Source organism: Streptomyces sp. TAA486, assembly GCF_000426165.1.
Window position 1 is genome coordinate 286,386 of sequence record NZ_AUEV01000001.1, and the last position, 25,004, is coordinate 311,389.

General features: G+C 69.6%; 23 protein-coding genes and 2 pseudogenes. 11 read left to right on the forward strand and 14 right to left on the reverse strand.

Annotated features, from left to right (window positions below):
* Nucleotides 1-22 precede the first annotated feature (22 nt).
* A complete protein-coding gene (locus tag I004_RS0101345; protein ID WP_028434021.1) occupies nt 23-544 on the reverse strand; it encodes a DinB family protein in 522 nt (173 codons plus the stop codon).
* 226 nt (nt 545-770) lie between these two features.
* Between I004_RS0101345 and I004_RS40035 the strand changes: the two are divergent.
* Nucleotides 771-1,112 (forward strand): annotated as a pseudogene (locus I004_RS40035) (helix-turn-helix domain-containing protein); the annotation flags it as partial.
* Between the two features lie 230 nt (nt 1,113-1,342).
* Here I004_RS40035 and I004_RS0101355 read toward each other — a convergent pair.
* From I004_RS0101355 to I004_RS31480, 5 genes are all read right to left on the reverse strand, one after another.
* The gene (locus I004_RS0101355; RefSeq protein ID WP_028434022.1) at nt 1,343-1,954 is read right to left on the reverse strand and encodes an ATP-dependent Clp protease proteolytic subunit; all 612 of its coding nucleotides are present in this window, start codon (nt 1,952-1,954) and stop codon (nt 1,343-1,345) included.
* A 1-nt stretch (nt 1,955) separates the two neighbouring features.
* Nucleotides 1,956-2,609, reverse strand: a complete 654-nt coding sequence (locus I004_RS0101360) for an ATP-dependent Clp protease proteolytic subunit (RefSeq protein ID WP_028434023.1) — start codon at nt 2,607-2,609, stop codon at nt 1,956-1,958.
* Nucleotides 2,610-2,898: 289 nt separating this feature from the next.
* A complete protein-coding gene (locus I004_RS37330; RefSeq protein WP_028434024.1) occupies nt 2,899-3,564 on the reverse strand; it encodes an MmgE/PrpD family protein in 666 nt (221 codons plus the stop codon).
* A complete protein-coding gene (locus I004_RS31475; protein WP_037974538.1) occupies nt 3,564-4,883 on the reverse strand; it encodes an MmgE/PrpD family protein in 1,320 nt (439 codons plus the stop codon). Before I004_RS31475 ends, I004_RS37330 begins: the two co-directional genes overlap by 1 nt.
* A 72-nt stretch (nt 4,884-4,955) precedes the next feature.
* A complete protein-coding gene (locus I004_RS31480; protein WP_158676976.1) occupies nt 4,956-6,494 on the reverse strand; it encodes a DASS family sodium-coupled anion symporter in 1,539 nt (512 codons plus the stop codon).
* 138 nt (nt 6,495-6,632) lie between these two features.
* On the opposite strand from I004_RS31480, the gene I004_RS31485 reads away from it, so the two are divergent.
* From I004_RS31485 to I004_RS40040, 5 genes and pseudogenes are all read left to right on the forward strand, one after another.
* Nucleotides 6,633-7,475: an IclR family transcriptional regulator gene (locus I004_RS31485; RefSeq protein ID WP_051344579.1), complete on the forward strand. Its 843-nt coding sequence runs from the start codon at nt 6,633-6,635 to the stop codon at nt 7,473-7,475.
* Nucleotides 7,476-8,451: 976 nt separating this feature from the next.
* Nucleotides 8,452-9,195, forward strand: a complete 744-nt coding sequence (locus I004_RS0101385) for a hypothetical protein (protein WP_028434025.1) — start codon at nt 8,452-8,454, stop codon at nt 9,193-9,195.
* 245 nt (nt 9,196-9,440) lie between these two features.
* On the forward strand, nt 9,441-12,140 hold the full coding sequence (locus tag I004_RS0101390) for an FHA domain-containing protein (RefSeq protein WP_028434026.1): 2,700 nt from the start codon (nt 9,441-9,443) through the stop codon (nt 12,138-12,140).
* A gap of 223 nt (nt 12,141-12,363) precedes the next feature.
* Nucleotides 12,364-13,644, forward strand: coding sequence for an ATP-grasp domain-containing protein (locus I004_RS0101395; RefSeq protein WP_028434027.1), 1,281 nt, complete (start codon nt 12,364-12,366; stop codon nt 13,642-13,644).
* 108 nt (nt 13,645-13,752) lie between these two features.
* A pseudogene (locus tag I004_RS40040) lies at nt 13,753-13,985 on the forward strand (VOC family protein).
* Nucleotides 13,986-14,000: 15 nt separating this feature from the next.
* Here I004_RS40040 and I004_RS0101405 read toward each other — a convergent pair.
* Nucleotides 14,001-15,005, reverse strand: a complete 1,005-nt coding sequence (locus I004_RS0101405; RefSeq protein WP_028434028.1) for a Ppx/GppA phosphatase family protein — start codon at nt 15,003-15,005, stop codon at nt 14,001-14,003.
* A 202-nt stretch (nt 15,006-15,207) separates the two neighbouring features.
* Between I004_RS0101405 and I004_RS31490 the strand changes: the two genes are divergently transcribed.
* Together I004_RS31490 and I004_RS0101415 are read left to right on the forward strand one after the other, a co-directional pair.
* On the forward strand, nt 15,208-15,642 hold the full coding sequence (locus I004_RS31490) for a DUF1622 domain-containing protein (protein ID WP_051344581.1): 435 nt from the start codon (nt 15,208-15,210) through the stop codon (nt 15,640-15,642).
* Nucleotides 15,639-15,881: a hypothetical protein gene (locus I004_RS0101415; RefSeq protein ID WP_028434029.1), complete on the forward strand. Its 243-nt coding sequence runs from the start codon at nt 15,639-15,641 to the stop codon at nt 15,879-15,881. Before I004_RS31490 ends, I004_RS0101415 begins: the two co-directional genes overlap by 4 nt.
* A gap of 24 nt (nt 15,882-15,905) precedes the next feature.
* Here I004_RS0101415 and I004_RS0101420 read toward each other — a convergent pair whose 3' ends face one another.
* From I004_RS0101420 to mca, 4 genes are all read right to left on the reverse strand, one after another.
* Complete coding sequence (locus I004_RS0101420) at nt 15,906-17,003, reverse strand: DUF4037 domain-containing protein (RefSeq protein ID WP_028434030.1); 1,098 nt, start codon at nt 17,001-17,003, stop codon at nt 15,906-15,908.
* A 627-nt stretch (nt 17,004-17,630) separates the two neighbouring features.
* Nucleotides 17,631-18,296 carry a peptide-methionine (S)-S-oxide reductase MsrA gene (gene msrA, locus I004_RS0101425; RefSeq protein ID WP_028434031.1) on the reverse strand — a complete coding sequence of 222 codons (666 nt, stop codon included), beginning with the start codon at nt 18,294-18,296 and terminating at the stop codon, nt 17,631-17,633.
* A gap of 34 nt (nt 18,297-18,330) precedes the next feature.
* On the reverse strand, nt 18,331-18,630 hold the full coding sequence (locus tag I004_RS0101430; RefSeq protein ID WP_037974547.1) for a hypothetical protein: 300 nt from the start codon (nt 18,628-18,630) through the stop codon (nt 18,331-18,333).
* A 4-nt stretch (nt 18,631-18,634) separates the two neighbouring features.
* Entirely contained in the window at nt 18,635-19,504 is an 870-nt protein-coding gene (gene mca / locus I004_RS0101435) for a mycothiol conjugate amidase Mca (RefSeq protein ID WP_028434033.1), read from the reverse strand.
* Between the two features lie 113 nt (nt 19,505-19,617).
* On the opposite strand from mca, the gene I004_RS0101440 reads away from it, so the two are divergent.
* Together I004_RS0101440 and greA are read left to right on the forward strand one after the other, a co-directional pair.
* The gene (locus I004_RS0101440) at nt 19,618-20,079 is read left to right on the forward strand and encodes a DUF4307 domain-containing protein (protein WP_028434034.1); all 462 of its coding nucleotides are present in this window, start codon (nt 19,618-19,620) and stop codon (nt 20,077-20,079) included.
* 131 nt (nt 20,080-20,210) lie between these two features.
* On the forward strand, nt 20,211-20,708 hold the full coding sequence (greA, locus tag I004_RS0101445; protein ID WP_028434035.1) for a transcription elongation factor GreA: 498 nt from the start codon (nt 20,211-20,213) through the stop codon (nt 20,706-20,708).
* A 145-nt stretch (nt 20,709-20,853) separates the two neighbouring features.
* Here the strand turns inward: greA and I004_RS0101450 are convergent, their stop codons facing one another.
* The 3 genes from I004_RS0101450 to ilvA all read right to left on the reverse strand — a co-directional run bounded on the left by I004_RS0101450 (nt 20,854) and on the right by ilvA (nt 24,266).
* Nucleotides 20,854-21,687, reverse strand: a complete 834-nt coding sequence (locus I004_RS0101450) for an ABC transporter permease (RefSeq protein WP_028434036.1) — start codon at nt 21,685-21,687, stop codon at nt 20,854-20,856.
* A gap of 29 nt (nt 21,688-21,716) precedes the next feature.
* Nucleotides 21,717-22,772, reverse strand: coding sequence for a daunorubicin resistance protein DrrA family ABC transporter ATP-binding protein (locus I004_RS0101455; protein WP_028434037.1), 1,056 nt, complete (start codon nt 22,770-22,772; stop codon nt 21,717-21,719).
* A 249-nt stretch (nt 22,773-23,021) separates the two neighbouring features.
* Nucleotides 23,022-24,266, reverse strand: coding sequence for a threonine ammonia-lyase (ilvA, locus tag I004_RS0101460; RefSeq protein ID WP_028434038.1), 1,245 nt, complete (start codon nt 24,264-24,266; stop codon nt 23,022-23,024).
* Nucleotides 24,267-24,553: 287 nt separating this feature from the next.
* Here ilvA and I004_RS31500 point away from each other — a divergent pair, with 287 nt between their 5' ends.
* The gene (locus I004_RS31500) at nt 24,554-25,003 is read left to right on the forward strand and encodes a MarR family transcriptional regulator (protein ID WP_051344666.1); all 450 of its coding nucleotides are present in this window, start codon (nt 24,554-24,556) and stop codon (nt 25,001-25,003) included.
* Nucleotide 25,004: the final 1 nt, after the last annotated feature.

Here is a 25,004-nt window from a genome sequence, read left to right on the forward strand (position 1 = left end):
ATGCGGCCCGGCGCGGGTGCCGCTACTGGCCGACGCGCCCGTCGATCCGCTCGCGCAGCAGGTCCGCGTGGCCGTTGTGGCGTGCGTACTCCTCGATCATGTGCACCAGCACGTCCCTGAGGGTCAGCGGCTCCCCTTCGTGCGTGACGGAGAAGTCCATGCTCGGCGCGTCCCGTACGAACCGCTCCGCGAAGGCGACCTCCGCACGCCATGTGTCCCACGCCTCGGCGACGACCTCCGGATCCGCAACCGCTCCGTTGAAGTCGCCGTCGCGGTCGGCCTCGGAGCGGTAGTGCCGCGGCACGTCCTGCCCGGCCAGCACGCGCCGGAACCAGCTCTGCTCGACGCCCGCCATGTGGCGCACCAGGCCCAGCAGCGACATGTTGGACGGCTCGACGGAGCGCCTGGCCAGAGCGGCGGCGTCGAGACCGGAACACTTCATCTGAAGCGTCAGCCGCTGGTCGTGCAGGTAGCCGGTGAGGGAGGTGCGTTCGTCCGCGTATCCCTCCTGGGAGCGGGGATCGTCGTCGGGGTGCACGAACATGTCCGACCACCCGAAACGCCGCTCGGGCCCGTGCTCCGCTGCTGATTCCGCGACAGTCTCCATCCCCTGAGCTTCCACCGAACGGGCGCGCACTGCCACGGATTTTCCGCGCGCCCGCCGTCCGGGTCCGCGGGCCGGGGTGAGCGCCTGCCCCGGCTCGTTTCGCCGGTGGCGGAAGTTCACGCCCTCCCCTTCCGGCTCGGCGCGGCGCTTCTAATCTGAAGTGGTGAGCACACACACGCCCGACAGGGCCCGCGTCGTCCCACTGCGTCCGGCGACCGCCGTGCCGGTGCCCGAAGCCACGGCGCCCGCGGCCAAGGAGCCGCTGTGGCGGCACGTCGTCGGCGGCGTGCTGCGCGGTGAGCGCCTCGCCCAGGAGCGCACCCTCAAGGACGTGGCCGAGGCCGCCCGGATCTCGATGCCCTACCTCTCCGAGGTCGAGCGGGGGCGCAAGGAGGCCTCGTCCGAAGTGCTCGCCGCTGCCGCCCAGGCGCTGGGCCTGAGCCTGGCCGAAGTGCTGGGCCTGGTCCAGGGCGAGTTGGAACGCCGTGCGCGGCCCGGCCGTCCGTCCGTGGTCGGTCGGGTGGCGCCGACCGCTCCCGCCGCTTCGCCCACCGCGACCGGCGGCTCCCTGACCGACGTCCACGTCGGCCGTGCCGTCGCCGAGGAGAGCGACGACGGCACGGACACGTCCGTGTCGACGCTGAGCAACCGGCGGGCCTCCGCCCGGCCGGCGGCGCCGCGGCCGGGCGACGTGCGCCTCGCCGCCTGAGGAACCCCGACGGCCACGGCACCGGGTCAGGCCGCCGCGGTTGCCAACTGCCGTCGGCTGAGAACCTCGTCGGCCAGCCCGTACGCGACGGCCTCGTGTGCGGTGAAGACCTTGTCGCGGTCCATGTCCGCCCGGAGGGCCGCGACTTCGTGGTGGGTGTGCCTGGAGAGGATCTCCTCCACCTCGGAGCGGATCCTGAGCATCTCCTTGGCCTGGAGACTCAGATCGGAGACGGTGCCACGGCTGCCGCCGCTCGCAGGCTGGCCCAGCAGTACGCGCGAGTGCTCCAGCACGAACCGTCGCCCGGGATCGCCCCCGGCCAGCAGCACGGCGGCGGTCGAAGCGGCCTGACCCACGCAGAACGTCGAGATCGGCGCTCCGACGAAGGTCATCGTGTCGTAGATCGCGGTGAGCGAAGTGTAGGAGCCGCCGGGCGAGTTGATGTAGATCGCGATCTCGCGTTCGGGCGCCGAGGACTCCAGGTGGAGCAGCTGTGCGATGACGACGTTGGCCACCCCGTCGTCGATCTCCGTGCCGAGGAAGATCACGCGCTCGGAGAGCAGCCGGCTGTAGATGTCGTACGCGCGTTCCCCGTGCGGAGTGCGCTCGACGACGGTCGGGATCGTGTACTGGCTCATCTCAGAGACCCACCCTCCGCTTCGAGGCGGACGGGCGGACGTCGTCCAGCGACTCCACGACCCGGTCCACCATCCCGTACTCCAGGGCCTGTTCGGCCGTGAACCAGCGGTCGCGGTCGCCGTCCCGCGAGATCGTCTCCTCGCTCTGGCCGGTGTGCTCGGCGGTGATCCGCTCGATGGCCTTCTTCATGTACTGGAGGTTCTCGGCCTGGATCGCGATGTCCGCCGCCGGGCCGCCGATGCCCGCGGAGGGCTGGTGCATCATGATCCGCGAGTTGGGGAGCGCGTAGCGCTTTCCCGCCGCCCCCACTGTGACGAGGAACTGACCCATGCTCGCGGCGAAGCCCATGGCCAGCGTGGAGACGTCGTTGGGGACCAGCCGCATCGTGTCGTAGATCGCCAGGCCCGCGGTGACCGAGCCGCCGGGGCTGTTGACGCACAGGCTGATGTCGGTGCGCGGGTCCTCCGCGGAGAGCAGGAGCAGCTGCGCGCAGACGCGGTTCGCGGAGGCGTCGTCGACCTCGCTGCTCAGGAAGACGATGCGCTGCGTGAGGAGCTGGGCGGCCAGATGGTCGTCGAACCGCGACCGGACGGTCTCCCCCTCTTCGGCCCGAGGGGGCGAGGCGAGGTCCAGTGGAATGGCGAGTGGCGACATGGGCCCTCCTGATCGTGATGTGCCCCGGCGTGATCCGCTGCTCTCACTTCAGCTTTGGCCCGTCAGGGGCGCCACGTCAGCGATCTCGCCCCGCAGCAGATTCGCCGAGGGCAGAGCGCACCGCCCGTGCAGGTCGCGGCACATGGGCGGCCGTGTGGAGGGTGCGCGGCCGACCGCCCGAGCCAGGGCACGGTCATGCTGCTCACGCGCCGACGCCGTCCGCAACGGGCAGGGCCCGGTCGCGCGCCGCAGCGGCCTGCGCGGACCGGGCCCTCGTCGCCAGGACGGGTCAGCCCGGCCCCACGACCGCCTCCGCGTACCACTGGGTGCCCAGGTCCTGTACGAGCTCCTGCGGGTCCGCCTCGGGTGCGAGCAGGGCGAGGAGCCCCCGGCGGCCTTCGACCGGCACCTCCGGTGCGGTGAACCCCCTGTCGCCGAGCAGCGCGGCCTCGACTCCGTCCGCCGCCGCGAGGCCCGTGCGCAGGGCGGTGACCTCGCGGGGCTCGTCGGAGCTGCCCGTAGCCGTGGTCGCCTGGGTGGCTGCGAGCCCGAGGGCGTACAGCCCGCCCGCGGGCGCCGTGGACGCGGCCAGCGCGGCGCCGACGACGGACAGTTCGTCCGGGCGAACTCCGAGCGCGGCAGCCAGCCGGCACGCGATCTCGCATCCGAGCACGGTCGCCTCCTCCGCACGTGCGCCGTTGCGGATGCGGGCCGCTGCGGCGGTCGCGGCGACCAGCGGGTGATGGCCGGCGTGCACGAGCGCCGTTGCGGCCTCCAGCGCGTCGGCACGGGGATCCCCGTCCGGGTAGGCCGATCGCAGGGCCGCCACGTGCTCCTCCTGGGCGGGAGGAGAAGCTGCCGCGGCGGGGGCGGGGACCGTCGCGCGCAGCCCGTCCGGAACGGAGGACCGTGCGGACAGTGCGAAACCAACCAGCGAACCGCTGACGTCCGTCATCAGTTCTCCTCCCCGGTGCAGGCGTTCATGAGCGCGGTCAGATAGGCGGGCCCCTCACCCGCGACGGCCCCTGCGACGGAGTCCGTCCTCCCGGGCAGCACCGGGTCGATGAGGCGGGAGACCTTGCCGTACAGATCGTCCTCCGTCATCGGCACCTGCTCGCTGCCGCGTGCCGCCGGAACGTGATGCCGCAGCGTGGTGCCGTCCGCCATGGTCACCACGACCTCGGCCTCCGCACGGTCGCGTTCCGGCGAGGCCACGAGGCGGACCTTGGCGCGCATCCGCTTCATCGCCTCCGACGTGACGAACTCGTCCTCGTACGCGGAGAGATCGACGAGTCCGAGCAGCAGACCCGCAGCCACGCCGTGCACCGTGGAGAACCGCGCCCGGAGCCCGTCCGCGGGGTCGGGGTTCCCCGTGAGTTCGGGAACCAGCGGATGGCAGTGGACGTCCACGTCGGCCACAGCATCGGCTCCGCCCGCGTCCCGGATGGGCGCGGCGAGGTGTTCGCCCGCCTCGATCACGGGGTGCGTGACGATGCCGCAGGGGTAGGGCTTGAAGGTGTTGCGCCGCAGTTCGAAGTGGTCGCCGAGTTCGCCGAGGAACTGCCGCTCGTCGTACTCCCTGGTCAGCCGTGCGACGAATCCCCCGAGGGCGTCGCTCGGTGCGGGCCCGCCCGCGGCGGCGAGCCGCGTCGCCAGCAGGCCGTTGGCCGCGGCCTTGCCCGGGTGGAACGGCTTCGTCATGGTGCCGAAACCCTCCCGCATGCCGAGACCCCGGCTGATCCCCCACGACAGCGCGGCCGCCAGGCGCTCACCGCGCAGCCCGAGCAGCAGGGCCGACGTCGCGGCGGCGCCGAAGGCCCCGCAGGTTCCCGTGATGTGCCAGCCCAGGTCGTAGTGCGAGGGCGAGACGGCCACTCCCAGGCGCAGTTGGAGCTCGCAGCCCCATGCGTAGGCGGTCAGCACGTCCGTCGCGGACGCGGCGCCCGCCTCGGGTTCGAGGGCGGCCAGCACGCCGAGGCAGGCGGCTCCCGGATGGATGACGGTGGCCAGGTGTGTGTCGTCGAAGTCGTCCAGATGTGCTGCGATCCCCGTGGCGAGCGCGGCGTCGAGCGGAGCGGTCCTCTCCTTGCGCCCCGGTACGCGTGCGGCTCCCCGGGAACCGGAGACGACCGCGTCGACCGCCTGGTGCCGGCTGGCGCCGATCGCGGTCCCTGCCACGTTGAGCAGTGTGCGGCGTGCCATGGTGAGCACGTCCTCGGGCAGGGGCTGTTCCACCGCCTCGGTGATCACCTCGGCTGTGCGGCTGCTGACCAATGAAGTCCCTCTTCCGTCCTGCGTGTTCGCTTCGGTCGTTCGGTTCGTGAGCGGCGTCGTGGCGCCCCTGGTTCACAGGCCCATCAGCGGTCCGATCGTCAGCACCCCGGTCACCAGGACGGCGATGCCGAGCACGTCGAAGACGACTCCCGTACGGACCATGCGTGTGATGGGGATGAGACCCGAGCCGTAGACGATCGCGTTCGGCGGCGTCGAGACCGGGAGCATGAACCCGTAGCCGGTGGCCGCGGTGGCCACCAGGCCGGGGATGAGCGGGTCCACGTGGAGCGCCTGCGCCATGGGCAGGACGATCGGCAGCACGATGCCGACGCTCGCGGTGTTGCTCGTCGACTCGGAGATGAGCACCCCGGTGACCGCCGCCAGGATCGTCACGCTCGTCAGCGAGGAGACGCCGATCAGATCGGACAGAGCGCCGCCGAGCGTCTTGGCGAGGCCCGTGTCGGCGCTCAGGGTGCCGAGCACGATGCCGGCGCCGAAGAGCAGGATCGTGCCCCAGTCGATCTTCGCCGCGTCGGACCACTCCAGCGTGGCCTTGTTCCCCGGCCCCGGCAGGGGGAGCAGGAACAGCAGGGTCGCCGCGAGGATCGCGGCCACGCCCTCGGTGACGTGAGTGACGAGCAGCTCGGCGAAGGGGTGCTTCTCGCCCAGCACGGCCGTGAGGATGCTGGGGGAGACCCACAACACCACCGCGACGGCGAAGGCGATGCAGGTGTTCCGCTCGCCCGGGCTGAAGGTGTGGAGCTTCGCGCGCTCGGCGGCGACGTACTCCTCGGCCCCCTCCAGCCGCTTGACCTCCGGACGGTTCAGCAGCAGCAGGACCACGCACAGCACGGCGAACATGACGAGCACGATCGGCGCGAACAGGCCGACCCAGTGCAGGAAGTCGATGTTCTCGCCGGTCTGCTCCTCGATCAGCTGGCGGCCTATGAGCTGGTGCGGTGCGCCGACGGGCGTGAGGAGTCCGCCGATGCTCGCGCCGTAGGCGACCATCAGCAGCAGGGCGATCGAGATGCGCGAGCGGCGCAGGTCATGGCCGGAGTCCGCCGTGCTGATCGAGCTGACCGACGAGATCATGCCGAGCGCGATGGGGAACAGCATCGCCACCGTCGCCGTGTTGGAGACGAACGCGGAGATCGCGGCGGCGAGGCAGCCGAAGGCGATGACCATGCGCGCCGGTGAGCGGACCACGCCCCGGACGGCCAGCAGGCGCAGGGCGATGCGCCGGTCCAGACCGTGCACGGTCATGGCGCGGGCGATCACGAAGCCGCCCAGGAAGGTGAAGATCGTGTCGCTGCCGAGCGCCCCGAACACGGCGTCCTCGCCGCCGACTCCGAGCAGTACGCACAGCGCGATGGCGAGCAGCGCGGTGACCGCGAGCGGTATCGCCTCCGAGATCCACCAGATCATCACGAGCGCGAAGATCGCGGTGAGTGTGCGCTGCGCGGTCGGCAGTCCGCCGCCGAACAGCAGGACCGCGGCGAAGGCGAGCGGCCCCAGGAGCAGTCCCACGCGGTGGCGTGCGTGGTCGAAGCGTTCCTGTCGGTCCTGCACCCTCTCCGTCTCCGGCTTCGTTGCCGTCGTCGTCTCCACCCCGGCCTCCTGTGCGGCTCTTGCTCGATGGCTGCCCATATTGCGGTACGGTGTTTTGAATTGCGGGCACGATAGGGTCAGCCGTCCACGGTGCGCAAGGGACCGGCACCGGATAACGAAGACGGGAGTGCGGCGGGCGTGGGGGACACGAAGGGTGCGGGGGACAAGGTGACCGGGCAGCACGGCGTGCCTGGCGTGCAGTCGATCGACAGGGCCATGTCGCTGCTGTCGGTCTTCTCCACGGCACGGCCGGTCGTCGGGGTCTCCGAACTCGCCCGTGCGACGGGCCTGGCGCGTGGCACCGCCCACCGGCTGGTGACCGCCCTCGTCTCGCACGGGCTGCTCACCCAGGTGCCCGACACGACCAGCTACTGCCTGGGTCCACGCCTGCTGGGCCTGGCCGAGGTCGCCCGCCAGCAGATCTCGCTGGAGGCGCAGGCCGGACCGGTCATGGCGTGGCTACGCGACCGCAGCACCGAGACGGTGGGCCTGCACATCCTCGACGACCTGCCCAGCAGGCGCACGATCGCCCAGGCCGAGTCCCCGCACGCGCTGCGGCGGACCTACACCGACCTCGGTGCGCCCCGTCCCCCTTATCAGGGCGCCCCCGGCAAGTTGCTGCTCGCGCACGCCGGCGAAGAGTTGCGCAGGCGTGTGCTGGACGGCGCGATCCCCACCGCGGACGGAGAATCCGAACTCGACGCCGCCGATCTCACGTCCGAGCTGACCGCGATCCTGCGGGACGGATTCGCGCTGTCGCTCCAGGAACGCGTGCCCGGAGTGGTGGCTCTCGCGGTTCCCGTGCGAGACCACCGCGGAGTCGTCGCGGCCGCGCTCAGCATCTCGATCCCGTCCGTACGGGCGGGACGGGACGAGCTCCTCGCCCTGGTTCCGCTGGCAGAAGAAGCGGCCGAGCAGCTCTCGGAACGCCTCGGGTACACGGGCGCAAAGCCGGATCAGGCGGGCTCTGCGCAGTCCTGACCCCAACCACGTCTCGGGATCGCTTGACCGGGGGGCAAATCGGAGTAATCCTGGTTATTGGGCCGGTGAATTACGGAAGGTCCTCGTAAAAGAGGCATATTTCGGCACCGGCCGGGTTCCCGGAGAATTCTGAGAGGCGTGAAAGCGTCGACCAGGATTTCCGGGGGCCATGTTTGTGCACGGAATCCCTCCGACCCGGGCCTACGGCCCGGGTCGTGTTGTGCTGTGGCGCGCTCGGGGTCTTCCGACCGCGCTCCGTGAGCCCTCCCACCCGCCCCCGGGGTACTTCCCTGTTGCACCCGGTGCGGGAAGTTCGCCGTGACCGGCCATTCATTCCGTGGCGGGGGAACCGTCCTGCTGCTCATCCAGCCACGTGCGCCCGGCCAAGAGCTTGTCCAGGATCGATCCCGCCCTCTCAGCGAACGGGCCGTCCGGTCCGCGAGGTCGCACAGCCCTGGAACGTGGGCGGCGACCACATCGCCGTGACGGCGGACGGCCCGCTCCACCAGGGCGGTGACCGCGTCGGCGCTTTCCGGAGTATTTCCACCGCCTCCGCAAGCGGCCCGGATTGGCCCTCCCGCCGAATGCATACCGGTCCTTCCAGTGAACAGGATCGACGTCCTCCGCTGTGAGAGACAGAGCGGTTCCGTGCTTGATCGGTGAATGCAACTGGGCGTCCGGCGGGGCCAGTCCGGCCGCGGGGCCGGGGTTCTGCCTCGCGCGGGACTCGCGATATTCGCGGGCAAGTCGCCTGGTGAACGTCGTACGAAATTCGTCACAGGGCTGTCACGGGCAGGCAATAGGCCTGCGAATGATGGAACCGAACCCGCCCATTCCATTTCGGGAGATCGCTGATCGGAGCCGGTTGCGGAGGTCAACTCCCGTCTCTTGAGTAGTGATTACTCAATGAATCCCCGCGGGCGGACCCTAGCGTTCCTCGGGAAATTCAGCTCAGTCCAAGGGGAATCTGCTCATCATGCATCAGCGAAATCTGAGACTCACGAGTGCGCTTCTGCTGTCCGCGGCGCTGACCTTCTCGCTTTCGGCGTGCGGGCCCGAAGAAGAGAACGGCTCCGGAAACAAGCCGGGCAACTCCGCATCCGAGGGCCAAGGCTCGTCCGGGCAGGGGGGGACCACCGGGTCGTCCGGCGGAGACGGTAAGGAGAACGGCGGCGACGGAGCCGGCGAGGGGGACGTCTTCGACAACAGCAAGCCCGTGGCACTTCCTCTGCCCAGGGGTGCCGAGGTGACCAGCGTCGTCTCCGAGGGCAAGACCCTCGTCATGGCCTTCGCCGCTGTCGGCGGGTCCGCCGACGACGCGGCCACCGCCTACGAACAGAAGCTTCAGAAGAACGGCTACGAGTCGCCGACCGCCACCTTCTCGCGCGGGAAGCAGAAGGTGGACGTGGGCAGGGAACCCGACTCCGTCGAGGTGACGCTCACTTACCCCGACCAGGCGCCCCCGCTTCCCGATGCGCCGGTGCAGAAGATCAGCAGCAGTGCCGACGACACCCTCAAGCTCACCTTCGGACTGGACGGTGAGTCCTCGGACTCCGTTTCCATGGTCAAGTCCTACGTCGGCGAACTCGCGAACCAGGGATGGGAGACGCCCACCGACGGCGGAACGTCCGCGACCAAGGGTCCCGCGACGATCCAGTTCGACAGCAGCGACCCGGACTTGGTCACGCTGACCGTCGACGTCCCGTCCTCGACCGACTGACACACGGACCGGCGGGGTGCCGCTTCAGCGGCACCAACTCGACAACGGTGCGGGGCACTGTCTTCGAGGATCTTCGAGGAGACAGTGCGCCCGCCGTTTCCACCGGCGGGCGCACCGGGCCGTGCGCCGTTGGACGCTCGTACCTACCCGGGTGGGGCGGGCGTACGCCGGAACCGCGGGAGCCGAAGGTCCAACTGCCTTCCGGCAGGCGGCCCTCGGGCGTACACGACCGACTTGGGGCAGACGTGCCTGAACTTGTACTGCATGCCAACGGACGCACCTGGACCCTGGACGCGTCGCGGAGCTACACCGTCGGCCGCGATCCGCAGGCCGACATCACCTGCATCGACCGGAGGGTCTCCCGTCGGCACATCACGATCCGCTGTGAGGCCGGGAGGTGGGTGCTGGAGGACCTCGACAGCGCCAACGGCACCTTCAGCGAGGGGAGTCGTGTCCGGCGGATCGAGCTCGGCCACGGTTCGATCGTCAGGCTGGGAAACGCCTCCGGCGGCTTGCGACTGGACTTCACCGGCCACTCACCGGTGGCGAGCGGCGATGCGCATCGGACCGCCGTGCATACCGGCTCGGCAGCGGGCACGGCCGGGCGTACCCCGGAGGACCAACGGGCCGCGGACCAGGGCACGTCGGCCGCTCCGGCCGCGGCCCTGGCGGCGACCCCGGCCTCGGCCCGGCTCGCGGAACCGGTGATCGCACCGGCCGCGGCACCCGCACCGCGATCAGCCCCGGAGTCTGAAACCGCACCCGCCGGGGGGCAGTTCGGGCCCGCGACCGGCCACAGTGCACCACGCCCTGCCGGTGGATTAGGGGCCGCCAGTCACGCAAGTAGTGGTCGTGGTGCCCCCGCAGGTGCGGCGGCCGGTGACCCGGGCCACCGGGCCCGCGGGGCGGCCGAGGTCCTCTCCATCGACCGCAACCCTTCGGGCGTGCATCCGATCGTCGTCGGGCGTCGGCTGCGCATCGGCCGCGCGGCGGACAACGAACTCGTGGTGGAGGGGCCGTATGTCTCGCGCCGCCACGCGGAGTTCCGTCCCGCACCCGACGGCCGCCACGAGATCGTCGACCTCGGCAGCCACAACGGCACCTACGTCAACGGGCAGCCCGTGCACCGCCGGATCATCGGCCCGCACGACATCGTGGGAGTCGGCCACTCCACCTTCCGGCTCGCGGGGGACCGGCTGGAGGAGTTCGTCGACACCGGCGAAGTCTCCTTCGCCGCCCGGAATCTGACCGTGACCGTCGGACGCGGCAAGACCATCCTCGACGACGTCTCCTTCGCGGTTCCGGAGAAGACGCTGGTCGCCGTGGTCGGCCCGTCGGGTTCCGGAAAGTCGACCCTCCTGCGCGCGCTCACCGGCTACCGGCCCGCCGACCGCGGCGACGTCCTCTACGACCGCCGGGATCTCTACACGCAGTTCGCCGAGTTGCGTCGCCGTATCGGTCTGGTTCCACAGGACGACATCCTGCACACGGAACTGACCGTCGACACCGCCCTGAAGTACGCCGCCGGGCTCCGCTTCCCCGGTGACACCAGGGCCGCCGAGCGCAAGGCCAGGATCGACGAGGTGCTCCAGGAGCTCAGGCTCGACGTCCACCGCGACAAGAAGGTCGCCTCGCTCTCCGGAGGCCAGCGCAAGCGGGTCTCCGTCGCTCTGGAACTGCTCACCAAGCCATCGCTGATCTTCCTCGACGAGCCCACCTCGGGCCTGGACCCGGGCATGGACCGCGACGTGATGCAGCTGCTGCGCGGTCTCGCGGACGACGGCCGTACCGTCCTGGTCGTCACGCACTCCGTCGCCGAACTGTCCCTGTGCGACAGGCTGTTGGTGATGGCCCCGAGGGGTTCGGTGGCGTATTTCGGCCCGCCGGACGACGCGCTCGGCTTCCTCGGCCACGCGAGTTGGGCCGATGTCTTCTCGGCCTTCGAGAACCATCGCGACGACGACTGGGGCGGGCGCTGGCGGGAGTCCCGGCAGTACGAACTCTGCGCGGCGGAAATCGACTCGGCCGTCCCGCCGCGGGCGCCGGGCGGCCGTCCGGAGAAGCCCCGCCGGGCGTCGCTGCCGCCCAAACCGCAGCGGTGGATGGGGCAGTTGTGGACGCTGGTCCGCCGCTATGTCTCCGTCATCGCTTCGGACAAGGGCTTCATGGCGCTGATGCTCCTGCTGCCGGCCGTACTGGGCGGCGTGAGTTGCCTGGTCCCGGCCAAGTACGGACTCGTCCCGCCGCCGCCCTCCAGCGGGCTCCACTACAACCAGGAATCCGGAACCATCCTGCTGGTCCTCGTCGTCGGCATGTGCTTCTCCGGCGCGGCCAACTCGGTACGCGAGTTGATCAAGGAAAGGGTGATCTACGAGCGGGAACGAGCGACGAGCCTGTCCCGGTCCGCCTATCTGGTGTCGAAGGTGATCGTGCTCGGCCTGATCACCGCGATCCAGGGCGCCGTGATCTGTGCCATCGGTTTCTCCGTCCGTGACCTGCCGGCCCGGGGGCTGCTACTGCCCACAGCCGTCGAGGTCTGCGCGGTGATCAGCGCGCTCGGCTTCACGTCGATGATGTTCGGTCTGGTCATCTCCGCGCTGGTGAAGACCCCCGAGAAGACCATGCCGCTGCTGGTGATGTTCGCCGTCGTCCAAGTCGTATTCACAGGTGTCCTCTTCAAGTTGTTCGAGGCACCGGGCATCGAACAGGTCGGCTGGCTGATGCCCGCCCGCTGGGCCGTGGCAGGGGCCGGCACCACACTCGACCTCGCGCACACCATGCCGCCCTGGGACCTCGAACGGCCGGACGACCTCGACCCGCTGTGGGCCCACGCCGTCACCCAGTGGGGCTTCGACCTCGGCGTGCTCCTGGCGCTGGGCCTGGCCTGCGGCTTCGCCGTCGCCCGCCTGCTACGCCGGCACGAACCCGAAGTCATGCGCGACTAGCGCTCCGGAGACGGCCGGTCGAACACTTCGAGAACAACCCTGGTGAGTGTCGGCTGCTGTTGGCGTGGCGGTGTGGCATGCGAACGGAGGGGTACCGCAGTCATCCCGAACCGGGAGCAGCAGTTGCCGGTCACCGGCGGGTCGGCGGAACGACTCGGAACGGCCGGTGAGCTCGCGGTTCTCACACGTCAGCATGAACGACGAACGCAGGGAAGTGACTCGAATGGCCAGCAGGCCGGAGAACGTTTTCGTACTGGGCCTCGACGAACGCAACCATGAACTCTTGCGCGATCTGCCCCACTTGTCCGCGTATCGCTTCCATGCGCTGCTCGGCAAGGACGAGCTCATGGAGGATGATCATGTGCCCCTTCGAAGTCTGCTGGAGAAGGCGGAGCGCAGGCTGGAGGCATTCGACGGGTCGATCGACGCGATCGTGGGGTACTGGGACTTCCCCGTGAGTTCCATGGTGCCGATCCTGTGCGAGCGCCACGGTTTGCCGTCCGCTTCGCTGGAATCGGTCGTGAAGTGCGAGGACAAGTACTGGAGCCGGCTGGAGCAGCAGAAGGTCTGCGAGGCGCACCCGGGGTTCGCCCTGGTCGATCTCGACGATCCGAGCCGGCCGGCGGAGCTCGACTTCCCGATCTGGCTGAAGCCGGTGAAGTCGTACTCGTCGGCTCTCGCGTTCCGGGTGGAGGACAACGAGCAGTTCGACGACGCCGTCGCCCAGATCCGGGACGGAATCGGCGGGATCGGCGAGGCGTTCGACGTCGTGCTGTCGATGCTGGACCTTCCGCCCGAGGTCGAGGCCGCGGGTGGCCAGGCGGCCTGTCTGGCCGAGGAGGAGATCTCCGGCCGGCAGCTCACCGTGGAGGGCTACAGCATCGACGGCAAGGTCCACTGCTACGGCGTGATCGACTCCGTCCTGTACGAGGGCACCTCCAGCTTCCTGCGGTACCAGTACCCCTCCTCGGTACCGGAAGATCTCGCCGAGGAGATGTGTGTCATCTCCACCCGGGTCGTGCAGCAGGTCGGCCTGGACAACTCGACGTTCAACGTCGAGTTCTTCTGGGATCAGGAACGGGACCGTCTGGACATCATCGAGGTCAACCCGAGGCTCTCGCAGTCGCACGCCCCGCTGTTCGAGTACGTCGACGGTGTGCCCAACCACCAGTGCCTGATCAGTCTCGCGCTGGGCCGGGACCCTGAACTGCCGTACCGCAAGGGCGAGTACAACGTCTCCGGGAAGTGGTTCCTGCGGCGGTTCTCCGACGGGTACGTGAGCCGGAGCCCGAGCGAGGACGACGTTGCCCGTGTCGAGCGAGAGGTGCCCGACACGATCGTGGACATCACCGCAACTCAGGGCCAGCGGCTGTCCGACCTGTCGGCACAGGACAGCTACAGCTACGAGCTGGCCGCCCTCTACATCGGCGCCCAGGACGAGGACGAGCTGGAGTCGAAGTACCAGCGCTGCGTCGAACTCTTGCCGTTCGAGTTCGAGGACTAGGAGACCGTTGGCCGTGTCGTCGCGGGACCGCCGTGCTCTGGCAGAACTCTTCGGCGGCGACGCGGCGACGCGGCGACGCGGTCGTGCGGTGAGGTCGCAGGGCCGCGGGTGAACCCGACCGACCCGAAGGCCCTGGCCGACTTCCACGCCGGGGTTCTCGGCGGCGAACCGAAGAAGGACGACGAGGACTGGTAAGACCTCCACGTGCCCGGAGGCCCACGGCTCGCCTTTCAGCGTGCTCGGCGGGGTTCCGGGTTTACGCGGACCCGGTCGGCCACCCGTTCTGCCTCTGCAGGAAGGAGCCGGCGGGGCGCCCGCATCCGGGAGTCCCCGCCCGCTGAGCGACGGGGTTCTCGTCACCGGGTACTGGCAAGGTGCAAAGGAGCCCTGTTCCCGTCGGCGGTGTCGTCCTCGGCAGCCGGCGACGTCCACCAACTGGCATCGCCTTCCTCGATCAACCGCAGCAGGATCCCCTCCCGTACGGCCCATGGGCACACCGTCACCGTCTCGATGCCCATCAGCTTCAGCGCGGTGTGCCCGACGACGGCGCCCGCCAGCGACTGTCCGGCACGAGCTGCGGAGATGCCGGGGAGGTCGGCGCGCTCGGTAGCGGGCATGGACCGCAGCCGGTGAACGGCCTCACGGAGGTCGGAGCGGGCCATCTCGCGTTGCACGAAGGGTCCGTGGCGGCCCGGCGACGCTCCCGAGAGCCGGGCCAGTTGCTGAAAGGTGCGGGAGGTGACGACCGTGGTGTGCGGCGTCTCCCAGCGGACTCGTGCGGCCGCGTCGCGCAGTTGATGACGGACGTGGCGACGCAGGGCCTTGATGACCTGCTTCGACGGCGGGTCCTGGTCGTGAAGAAACTCGCGGGTCAGCCGGCCGGCGCCCAGCGGCAGGGAGACGGCGAAGCCCGGCAGCCGCCCTCGGCCGACAGCCACTTCCAGCGAGCCGCCGCCGATGTCGAGCAGGGCCAGCGGCCCGGCACGCCAGCCCATCCAGCGGCGGGCCGCCAGGAAGGCCAGCTCTGCCTCGACCTCGCCGGGAAGGATGGCCAACCGCACGCCGCTCCCGTCCTGTACCGCTTGCAGCACGTCCATGCAGTTCGGTGCGTCGCGCAGGACGGCGGTGCCGAAGGCGAGCGGAGTGGTCACGCCCCACCGTTGCGCTTCCTGCCGGGCGGCGGCCACGGCGTCGGTGAGTTGCTGGACCGGTTCGTGAGCGAGCCGGCCGTCACGGCCCACGTGCTCTGCCAGCCTCAGCCGTCGCTTCGCAGTGTGTACCGGCAGTGGCACCTGCCCCTCCGCGTCCGCGACCACCAGGCGCACCGTATTCGACCCCGCGTCGATCACTCCAACTCGCATGTCCGCCTGAGTACCCCTCAGGCGCCGGAAGACTCCCTGGTCGGGGCGCCGAACAGGAGATCCAACTCGACGATCGCCCCGAGCCCGTGGTCGCCCTGGACCCGAACCGTGGCGGCGGTGGATCCGGGGCCGGGTGTCTGCCATTGGAAGGGCCTGGAGCCGCTCGGTGAGAGGCGGTCCAGCGGGCGGGTAACGGCCAGACATGATCCTTTCGTGGGAGGTACTGCCGGAGTCGAATCTGCGTGAGGCTATCGGTGTCCTCGTACGTCTGGTGGAGACCGCGGGCGCGTTGATCATCTTTGTGGGGGCGTGCTGGGCGTTCGTCAGTTTCATCGCGGCCGTGGTGCGTGGCAGGGGGCACGTGAAGGGCTTCAACCGGATCCGGCTGACGCTGGGCCGGTTTCTCGTGCTGGGACTGGAATTCCAGCTGGCGGGCGATGTGCTGCGTACCGCGGTGGCGCCCAGTTTCACGGAGATCGGGCAGCTCGCCGCGATCGCCGCCATCCGGACGGCGCTCAACTACTTCCTGGGCCGCGAGATCGCCCATGAACGTGCTGAGCTCGAACGTGACGCCGCGGCAGAACCTCAGCGGGACGCGGGGGCCGGTCCTGGCGGGGCGAAAGGCGCCCTGGGGTGAACGCGGCGATCGAGGCGGCCGCGCTGCTGATCACCGCAGTCGGCGTCCTGTCCTTCCTGGTGGCCTACGCGGCCACGCGCACGATCCGCGTCGCCCTGCCGCTGCTCCTGGACTTCCTCATGGCGGCCGGCCTGATCCGCCTCGCGGCCGACCTGTCATGGGGCAGCATCTTGCTGACGGTCGCGATCATCGCGGTCCGCAAGGTCGCCGCGTTCGGGGTCACTGAGAAGAGCGCCTGAGCGCATCGGGCGTCATTGAACGCTTCACGGGAGGGCGTTGAGAACCCCACGGACGAGACGCTGCTCCGCGAGGAAGTCGGTGCTGTCCGCCCACTGATCCACGCTCCCGGACAGGGGCAGGGCGCGCAGCCCGGGGTCGGTGACTGTGTCCAGAAGCGCCTCGGCGAAGCGTTCGGCGTGCAGCACCTGGAAGGGGCGGCTGTGGTACGGCCGACGCGTCGGGTCCACGGGCCGGGCAAGCCCGGCGTCGTTCTGCAGCTCCGCCACGCCTTCGTACGCGTCGCACAGATGGCGTTCGCGCGCCGAGTACTTCGTCGCGGTCAGCGCGCCCCGCAGCGACGGCGTCAGCTTTCCCGCGACCGGCAGGCGTCCGAACGCGCTGCCGAGCCACTTGCTGTACGGGGCATATCGCCGCTGGAGCAGCAGGCACAACCGCATCAGGTCGCGCACCAGCCGCCCTGCGACCGCCGAGGACCCGATGTCGTCCCCGACCTCCGCACAGCGTCCGACGAACGCCTCTTCCTGGGAGATGCGCCGCCACTGGCAGGCCAGCAGATACCGCCACACCTGGTCGGGGTACCAGGCCAGGTGCCGCCGCACTGAACTCAGAGACCCGAGCCCGTCGTGGAACACCGCGCCGCCCGTGACTTCGGCGAGCTTCTGCTGTGGCATCGCCAGCCAGTCACGGAGCGTCGGTTCGGCAGTCCCGGCGTCGATGCCCAGCTGAGCGTTCAGCCATCCGCCGACATCGGCCACGGAGACCCGGTGATTGACCGGTCCGTCCGTGGTGGCCATGTGACCGACCGGGTCGGTCGGATCGTCGTGGCTGAAGTGCGTGGACCAACCCCGCACTTGCTTGGGCAACCGGTCCGACAGGAGCCGGAGCAGGTCAGCCCGGTGCACGGCAGCCTCATCCGGCGACAGGAACAGGTCCAGGCGCGGACCCCACTCGTGGTCCGCCGACCGCGCGGTGTCGAAACCAAGCACCTCGGATCCGCTGCCGACCCGCGCAGCCGCGTACCTCAGCCCCGGAAACTCGCTGTCGAGGATCGGCTGTACCGCGTCCTCGTAGAAGAGCCGTGACAACTCAAGACCTGGGAGGAACTCAGCGGGAGCCGTCATACGGTCAGCCTGCTGAGTTCGCCCCGCGGCGGCCAGCGAATTAAGCACCGAACCGAATCCCGCCTCCCGCAGGACCTTCCGATGCGCGTGGCGGGTCGCCTCCGCCGGCGCCCGTGCCGTCGGCTGGTCGCGTCCGCCTGCCCAAGGGTCCGCGGCGCGCGTACGTACGTGCTCGCAGGCACAGCTCTGCTTGCGATTGCCGCTTGCGGACCCGAGGAGTCCGACGACGCCCAGGCGCCCGGGACTCCCACCGCTTCATCCGCGAAGCCCTCCCCGAGCGGCGGTGAGCCGGAGGACGGAGCCGAGGGGCGGCTCCGTCCGAGCGCCCCGAAGGCGGAGAAGCGGCGGAATGGCCCGAGGACGACCTGAAGGGGAACGTCGCGACCGATCTTCCCGCCCCGGAACCGTCCGCGGACGGAGCCAAGAAGGGCGCGACGGTCATCACGTACGACGTGGGATCCGCCTCGGAGTTCGCCGACGCGATCCTCGTCGGTGCCTCGTCATGGAATGACAGGGTGCCCAACGTGACGCTGCGCAAGGCACCACCTTCCGTCCCCGGAACTGATCACGGCGCGCCGGTGCCGGCGTCGGGCGGGCGGACCGCTCGGCGCCGGGGACGGACATCGGTCAGCCGTCGGCGGGCGCGACCCCCACCGGGCAGCTCACGCCCGTGCCGCCGATGCCGCAGTAACCCGCCGGATTCTTGTCCAGGTACTGCTGGTGGTAGCCCTCGGCCGGGTAGAAGGGGCGGTCGGCCGCGGGAAGGATCTCCGTGGTGATCGCCGCGTGACGGGCGGCGGTCAGCTCCTTCTGGTACGCGTCCCGAGAGGCCTCGGCCGCCGCCTGCTGCGCGGGGCCGTGGGTGTGGATCGCCGACCGGTACTGCGTACCGGTGTCGTTGCCCTGGCGGAAGCCCTGCGTGGGGTCGTGGGACTCCCAGAAGAGCTTGAGCAGGCTCTCGTACGAGATCTTCGACGGGTCGAAGACCACGCGCACCCCCTCGGTGTGCCCGGTCATGCCCGAACAGACCTCTTCGTAGGTCGGGTTCGGGGTGTGGCCGCCCTGGTAGCCGACGAGGGTCGTCCAGACGCCGTCGGCGCCCCAGAAGATCCGCTCGGCGCCCCAGAAGCAGCCCATGGCGAAGTCCGCCACCTCAAGGCCCTCCGGGTACGGGCCCAGCAGAGGGTTGCCGAGGACGGTGTGGCGCTCGGGGATCCTGAACTCGCGTTCGGGGCGGCCCGGCAGGGCCTCGTCCGCGGTCGGGAGGTGATTCTTGTGGCTGCCGAAAAGCATGGCGGAACTCCCGTCGTACGTCGTGTCGTACCGGTCAGACGCCGGGCCCGGAACTCTTCCCGTCACGGGCCGTCGCGGACGAGGAGGGGGCGGGAGAGGCGGCGGGCTTCTTGCCGTCGCCCGCGCTGTCACCCGCGCCGCGCGCGGGCGTCTCCTCGAAGTCGACCTTCTGCATGTGCCGGTGCATCGACTTCATCAGCATCCACACCGCGATTCCCATCACGGCGAAGACGACGAAGCCGAGAACGCCTGGCGTCACCTTGTTCTCATCCAGGTCCTTCGCCAGCGGAAGGACCTGGAAGGCGGCGGTCTGGGCCGGACTCGTCAGGGTCATACCTTCAATTGTCGCGGATGCCCGCGAAGAGGTCGTCCTCGGGTAGCGACGTATCCACGAGGGACTTCGCGAGCTCGTACTCCTCCGTCGGCCAGACCTCCCGCTGGAACTCCAGCGGGACACGGAACCAGCCGCCGTCGGGGTCGATCTGCGTGGCGTGCGCGATGAGCGCCTTGTCGCGGATCTCGAAGAAGTCGCCGCAGGGCACGTAGGTGGTGAGCGTGCGCTCGCGGCCCATCGACTTCCAGCGCTCCAGCCACTCCCCGTAAGGGGAGTCCAAGCCTCGGTCCAGCAGCCCCTTGTGCAGGGCCTCGGTGCGGGGCCGGTTGAAGCCCTGGTTGTAGTAGATCTTCTGCGGCTGCCAGGCGGGGCCGGCCTCCGGATACTTCTCCGGGTCGCCCGCGGCCTCGAAGGCCGCCATCGAGATCTTGTGGGTCATGATGTGGTCGGGGTGCGGGTAACCGCCGTTCTCGTCGTACGTGGTCATCACGTGCGGCTTGAAGTCCCTGATGAGGCGCACCAGAGCGCCGGCCGCCACGTCCACGTCCTGTACGGCGAAACAGTCCTCGGGCAGCGGAGGCAGGGGGTCGCCCTCAGGAAGCCCGGAGTCGACGAAGCCGAGCCAGGCCTGCTTCACGCCGAGGATCTCCCGGGCCTCGTCCATCTCCTTCTTGCGGACCTCGTGGATGTGCTCCTCGATGTAGGGATCACCCTGGAGCTTGGGGTTGAGGATGGAGCCCCGTTCGCCTCCTGTGCAGGTCGCGACCAGCACGTCAACCCCCTCGGAAACGTACTTGGCCATGGTGGCCGCGCCCTTGCTCGACTCGTCGTCGGGGTGGGCGTGTACGGCCATCAGTCGCAGCTGCTCAGTCAAGACTCGGTCCTCGTCAACTCGTCATGGCGGGCGACACCTATAGTGACCGAATCGGGATCCCGATGTATTCCCGATATCCCACGCCCATCGATGCGACGAAAGTGGACCCGGCCATGGCTGACGTGCGACGCGCGGACGGCGCCGGGCGCGCCCACGCTGCCGGCGGTCCGCCGGAGGGGCGGTACGGGGCCTCGGGCGGTCTGGGGCGCGACGCGCGCACCGACCGGAGGCTGAAGATCGTCGGCGGGGTGCTGGCCGTGCTGTCGCTCGCGGGGGTCGCCTGGTTCGGCGCGGACTACATCGGCGGGCAGCCGGTGAGCGGTCAGGTGATCAAGTTCAAGGTGGTCTCCGGCCGTACGGTGGAAGTGCACCTCGAGGTCCGCAAGGACACGGACGCGACGGGAGTGTGCACGTTGCGTACGCGTGCCGCCGACGGTGGCGAGGTCGGACGCAAGGACGTGACCGTCGCGGGCGGCACGGAGCAGGTGGACCAAGTCGTTTCCGTACGGACCACGAGGCGTGCCACGAGCGCGGAGCTGGTGGGCTGCGAACCGCGGGAAACCGAAGGTCACTGACACCGTACGCAGCGTTCGACCTTCTTCCCTTTTCCACCTGAATTGTTAGGCTCGTAGTTTCCGCCCCACCCCGAAGGCGCAGCCTCTGGGCAGGGCGATGTTTTTATTCCCAGTACCGACGAGGAGCACCTGTGACCCAGACCAGCGACAACGTCACCTGGCTCACCCAGGAGGCGTACGACCAGCTCAAGGCGGAGCTGGAGTACCTGTCGGGTCCTGCACGTACCGAGATCTCCAAGAAGATCGAGGCAGCTCGCGAAGAGGGTGACCTCCGCGAGAACGGCGGGTACCACGCGGCCAAGGAGGAGCAGGGCAAGCAGGAGCTGAGGGTGCGGCAGCTCGAACAGCTGCTGGAGAACGCCAAGGTCGGCGAGGCTCCCGCGGACACCGGAGTGGTGGCTCCCGGCATGGTCGTGAAGATCGCCTTCGACGGTGACGAGGACGACACGGTGACTTTCCTGCTCGCTTCGCGCGAGTACGCGAGCTCGGAGATCGAGACGTACTCGCCGCAGTCCCCGTTGGGCAGCGGCGTGAACGGCAAGAAGGTCGGTACGGACGCCGAGTACGAACTGCCGAACGGGAAGATGGCGTCGGTGAAGATCCTTGAGGCGAAGCCGTACCAGGGCTGAGGCCCCCCACGCCCGCGCAGGGCCGCGTACGGCACGGGCGGAGACGACGGGAAGCACCGCACCAGAGACAGATACGGAAGCAGACAGCACTGTGGGCCACGGCCGGAGCGGCCGTGGCCCACAAGTGTGCCGGTTCTGCGGAGGGTCAGGAGTTCGCCGACTTGTACTTGCGCACTGCCAGCGTGCGGAAGAACGCGACGATCAGGACCGACCAGATCAGCGACGCCCAGGCCGGGTGCTGCATCGGCCATGCGTCCGGCACCGGGTAGTTCGGCGGGAGGTTGCCGAAGAGCTCACGGCAGGCCTGCACCGTGGCGCTGAACGGGTTCCACTCGGCGAAGTGCCGCAGCACCGTGGGCATGTTCTGCGAGGGCACGAAGGCGTTCGAGATGAACGTCAGCGGGAAGAGCCAGATCAGCCCGCCGGAGGTGGCCGCCTCCGGTGTACGGACCGTCAGGCCGATCAGCGCGCCGATCCAGGTGAAGGCATATCCGAGCAGGAGCAGCAGGCCGAATCCCGCCAGCACCTTCAGCCCGTTCTCATGGGTGCGCCAGCCGACGAGCAGTGCCACGAGGGCCAGCACTATCAGCGTGAGTCCCGTCTGCACGAGGTCCGCGAGCGTACGACCCGTGAGCACCGCGCCGCGGGCCATGGGCAGTGAACGGAAGCGGTCGATGAGGCCCTTGTGCATGTCCTCGGCGATGCCCGCGCCCGCGCCCGCCGTGGCGAACGTGACGGTCTGGGCGAAGATGCCGGCCATCAGGAACTCGCGGTAGAGCCCCGGGTCGAGGCCCGCGCCCGGCAGGTTGATGGAACCGCCGAAGACGTAGCTGAAGAGCACCACGAACATGATGGGCTGGAAGAGCCCGAAGATGACGACCTCGGGAATGCGCAGCATCCGGATGAGGTTGCGTTTGGCGACCGTCAGGGAGTCGCGCACGGACTGGCGGAGGCCGCCTCCGGCCGGGGTGGCCGGCATGGGTGCCGTCGGTGCCGTGGGCGTGGCAGTCACTTGACGGCCTCCTTCTTCTGCTTCTTGTCCCTGCGCTTCTGCTTCTTGCCGGCCGCCGCTTCGCCGGCGGCCTCCGCGGCGCCGTTCTCGTCGCGCTCCTCAGCCGCGTGGCCGGTGAGCGTGATGAAGACGTCGTCGAGAGTGGGGCGGCGCAGACCGATGTCGTCGATCTCGATGCCCCGGCCGTCGAGGTCACGGATGATCTCGGCGAGCAGCTTCGCGCCGCCCGTCACGGGCACCGTGAGCCTTCGTGTGTGGTGCTCGACGGTGACGCCCTCGGGGCCGGTGCCCGGCAGGCCGTGCTTGGCCAGGACGGCCTCGGCCGTGGGGATCTCGTCGCGGTCGTGCACGACGACCTCGACGCGTTCGCCGCCCGTCTGGGCCTTCAGCTGGTCGGAGGTGCCGCGGGCGATGACCTTGCCGTGGTCGACCACGGCGATGTCGTGGGCGAGGCGGTCGGCCTCCTCCAGATACTGCGTGGTGAGCAGGAGCGTCGTGCCTCCGGCCACCAACTCCTCTATGACCTCCCACAGTTGGAGGCGGTTGCGCGGGTCGAGACCGGTCGTCGGCTCGTCCATGAACATCACGGGCGGGTGGACGACGAGCGCCGCGGCGAGGTCGAGACGCCGGCGCATGCCGCCCGAGTACGTCTTGGCCGTGCGGTCCGCGGCGTCCGCGAGGTTGAAGCGCTCGAGGAGTTCGCCCGCCCTGCGCTTCGCGTCGCGCGCGGTGAGCTGATAGAGCTGACCGACCATCTGCAGGTTCTCCCTGCCGGTCAGATACTCGTCGATGGCGGCGAACTGGCCGGACAGGCCGATCGATCGCCGGACCTCGTTGGGTTGCTTGATGACGTCGAGCCCGGCCACGACAGCCTTGCCGCTGTCGGGCTGGATGAGGGTGGTCAGCACCCTCACGGCAGTGGTCTTGCCGGCGCCGTTGGGCCCGAGCAGACCCAGCACGGTGCCCTCGGGGACATCGAGGTCGACGCCGTCCAGTGCCCTTACCTCGCCGAAGGTCTTCACGAGACCCTCGGCGTAAATGGCGCCTGGCATAAGTGGGCTCCCAGATGTGGAGAAGTAACGGTGAATGTCGAACGGGCCGGAGATGTCCGGCATGCCATCAGATAGCCATACGGCAGACCAGTAGGCCAGCAGTATGAGTGAACGCGATACATCGCGTCAACCGATCGCGAAAGCTCGCGACAGTCGCGAGTGCTCCGATGCGGAGCTCAGGTGGTCGGGCCTGGGCGTTCGAGCGTGGAAGGCGGCTTCCTCGGCTGCCTTTCGCGGCGGGCCGACGGCTCAGCGCGTCAGAACGACCGTGTAGCCGGCCGAGCGCAGCTTGCCCGCGAGGTCCTCGCAGTGCTCCGGTCCCTTCGTCTCCAAGTGCAGCTCCACCTCCACCTCGTCGAGCCCGAGCCGTGGATCGGTCCGAACATGGCCCACGTCCAGGACGTTAGCGTCGGCCACTGACAATTCCCTCAGCAGCGCTGCCAGCGCCCCGGGCCGGTCGGTCAGCCGCAGCCGCAGCGACAGATAGCGGCCCGCGGCCGCCATGCCGTGACGCAGCGTCCGCTGGAGCACCAGGGGATCGACATTGCCTCCGGAGAGCACGGCGACGACGGGACCGTCAACCGTCTCCGGCCGGGCGAGCAGGGCCGCCACGGGACTTGCCCCCGCCGGCTCCACCACCAGCTTCGCCCTCTCCAGGCAGAGCAACAACGCGCTGGAGAGAGCGTCTTCGGACACCGTACGGACCTCGTCGACGAGGTCGCCAACGATTTTGAACGGCACATCTCCGGGGCGCCCCACCTTGATCCCGTCGGCCATCGTGGAGACAGAGTCCAGGACCACGGGCTTCCCCGCGGCGAGCGAGGGTGGATACGCCGCCGCTCCCTCCGCCTGGACGCCGATGATCCGTACGTCGGGCCGCAGTTCCTTGACCGCCACCGCGATGCCCGCGATGAGCCCGCCGCCTCCCACTCCGACGACGATCGTGCGGACCTCCGGGCACTGTTCGAGGATCTCCAGCCCGAGCGTGCCCTGCCCCGCCACCACGTCGGGGTGGTCGAAGGGGTGGATGAAGACCGCACCCGTCCCTTCCGCGTACTCCTGCGCCGCCCGCAGCGTCTCGTCGACGACCTGTCCGTGCAGCACGACCTCGGCGCCGTAGTCCCGCGTCGCGGCGACCTTCGGCAACGGGGCGCCCTCCGGCATGAACACCGTGGAGGTCACACCGAGCAGGGAGGCCGCCAGCGCCACGCCCTGCGCGTGGTTGCCGGCGCTCGCCGCGACCACGCCGCGCGCACGCTCCTGAGGGGAGAGCCCGGCGATGCGCACATATGCGCCGCGCAGCTTGAACGAGCCGGTGCGCTGCAGGTTCTCGCACTTGAGGTGCACGGGGGAGCCGACGAGGCGCGTGAGGTGCCGACTGCCCTCCAGGGATGTCGTACGGGCCACGCCGGTGAGCGTCTTCTGCGCGGCGCGCACGTCGTCGACGGTGACGGACGCCGTGACGCCCGTGGCGTCGGGGGCGGGGGAGACCATGGCGTCAGTGTCGCAGTTCGCGGCGCCGCGGGCGCCGCCAGGTATCGACGCTGTTCACGCAGCACAGGTACGGCTCGGGCGCGCTCCGTTTACGCTGGGCAGCAGAATCAGGTCTTTTCCGTGGAACTTCCCGAAGAAGCGAGCATCTCGGCATGCCCATGCAACCGGACATGATGACAGTGAACAGCACAGATCAGGCCCCGGATCAGGCCCTCGCCGGGCATGAAGCCGAACACCGCGAGACCCTCGACCGCGCCGGCACGCAGGAAGGGCGCGTCCTGGACGCCATGCAGCACCAGGTCGCCGTCTTCGCGCGCCGCGCCGAGCAGACCCGTCTGGGCGGGATAGGCCAGGCGCGCAACTCCATGGACCGTGCCGCGTACCTGCTGCTCAACCGGCTCGAAGAGAACGGGCCGATGGGCGTCAAGGCGCTCGCCTCGGGGATGGGGATCGACTCCTCGACCGTCACCCGGCAGGTCGCGCCGCTCGTCGAAGGAGGCCTGGTCACCCGGACCACGCACCCGGAGGACGGCCGCGCCGTCGTTCTGAAGCTGTCCCCGCACGGCATCGCCCGCCTCCACCAGGTGCGCTCCTCCCGGCGCGAGCTGATGGCGGTGCTCACGGACGACTGGAGCGAGGAGGACCGCGAGATCTTCTGCAGGCTCCTGACCCGCTTCAACACCGCGATGCAGGGCATCCACCCCGCAACGGAGACTCCGGAAGTACCGCCCTCTTGAT

Bases quoted from the DNA above. Each gene is read 5' to 3' on its own strand.
- I004_RS0101450 (WP_028434036.1), bottom strand. From the start codon at position 21,687: ATGCCGGCCACCCCGGCCGGAGGCGGCCTCCGCCAGTCCGTGCGCGAC.
- I004_RS0101360 (WP_028434023.1), bottom strand. From the start codon at position 2,609: ATGTCGCCACTCGCCATTCCACTGGACCTCGCCTCGCCCCCTCGGGCC.
- I004_RS31490 (WP_051344581.1), top strand. From the start codon at position 15,208: ATGATCCTTTCGTGGGAGGTACTGCCGGAGTCGAATCTGCGTGAGGCT.
- I004_RS31500 (WP_051344666.1), top strand. From the start codon at position 24,554: ATGCAGCACCAGGTCGCCGTCTTCGCGCGCCGCGCCGAGCAGACCCGT.
- I004_RS0101345 (WP_028434021.1), bottom strand. From the start codon at position 544: ATGTTCGTGCACCCCGACGACGATCCCCGCTCCCAGGAGGGATACGCG.
- I004_RS0101405 (WP_028434028.1), bottom strand. From the start codon at position 15,005: ATGCGAGTTGGAGTGATCGACGCGGGGTCGAATACGGTGCGCCTGGTG.
- I004_RS0101455 (WP_028434037.1), bottom strand. From the start codon at position 22,772: ATGCCAGGCGCCATTTACGCCGAGGGTCTCGTGAAGACCTTCGGCGAG.
- ilvA (WP_028434038.1), bottom strand. From the start codon at position 24,266: ATGGTCTCCCCCGCCCCCGACGCCACGGGCGTCACGGCGTCCGTCACC.
- I004_RS37330 (WP_028434024.1), bottom strand. From the start codon at position 3,564: ATGACGGACGTCAGCGGTTCGCTGGTTGGTTTCGCACTGTCCGCACGG.
- I004_RS0101355 (WP_028434022.1), bottom strand. From the start codon at position 1,954: ATGAGCCAGTACACGATCCCGACCGTCGTCGAGCGCACTCCGCACGGG.
- I004_RS0101385 (WP_028434025.1), top strand. From the start codon at position 8,452: ATGCATCAGCGAAATCTGAGACTCACGAGTGCGCTTCTGCTGTCCGCG.
- I004_RS0101430 (WP_037974547.1), bottom strand. From the start codon at position 18,630: ATGACCCTGACGAGTCCGGCCCAGACCGCCGCCTTCCAGGTCCTTCCG.
- msrA (WP_028434031.1), bottom strand. From the start codon at position 18,296: ATGCTTTTCGGCAGCCACAAGAATCACCTCCCGACCGCGGACGAGGCC.
- I004_RS0101440 (WP_028434034.1), top strand. From the start codon at position 19,618: ATGGCTGACGTGCGACGCGCGGACGGCGCCGGGCGCGCCCACGCTGCC.
- I004_RS0101395 (WP_028434027.1), top strand. From the start codon at position 12,364: ATGGCCAGCAGGCCGGAGAACGTTTTCGTACTGGGCCTCGACGAACGC.
- I004_RS0101420 (WP_028434030.1), bottom strand. From the start codon at position 17,003: ATGACGGCTCCCGCTGAGTTCCTCCCAGGTCTTGAGTTGTCACGGCTC.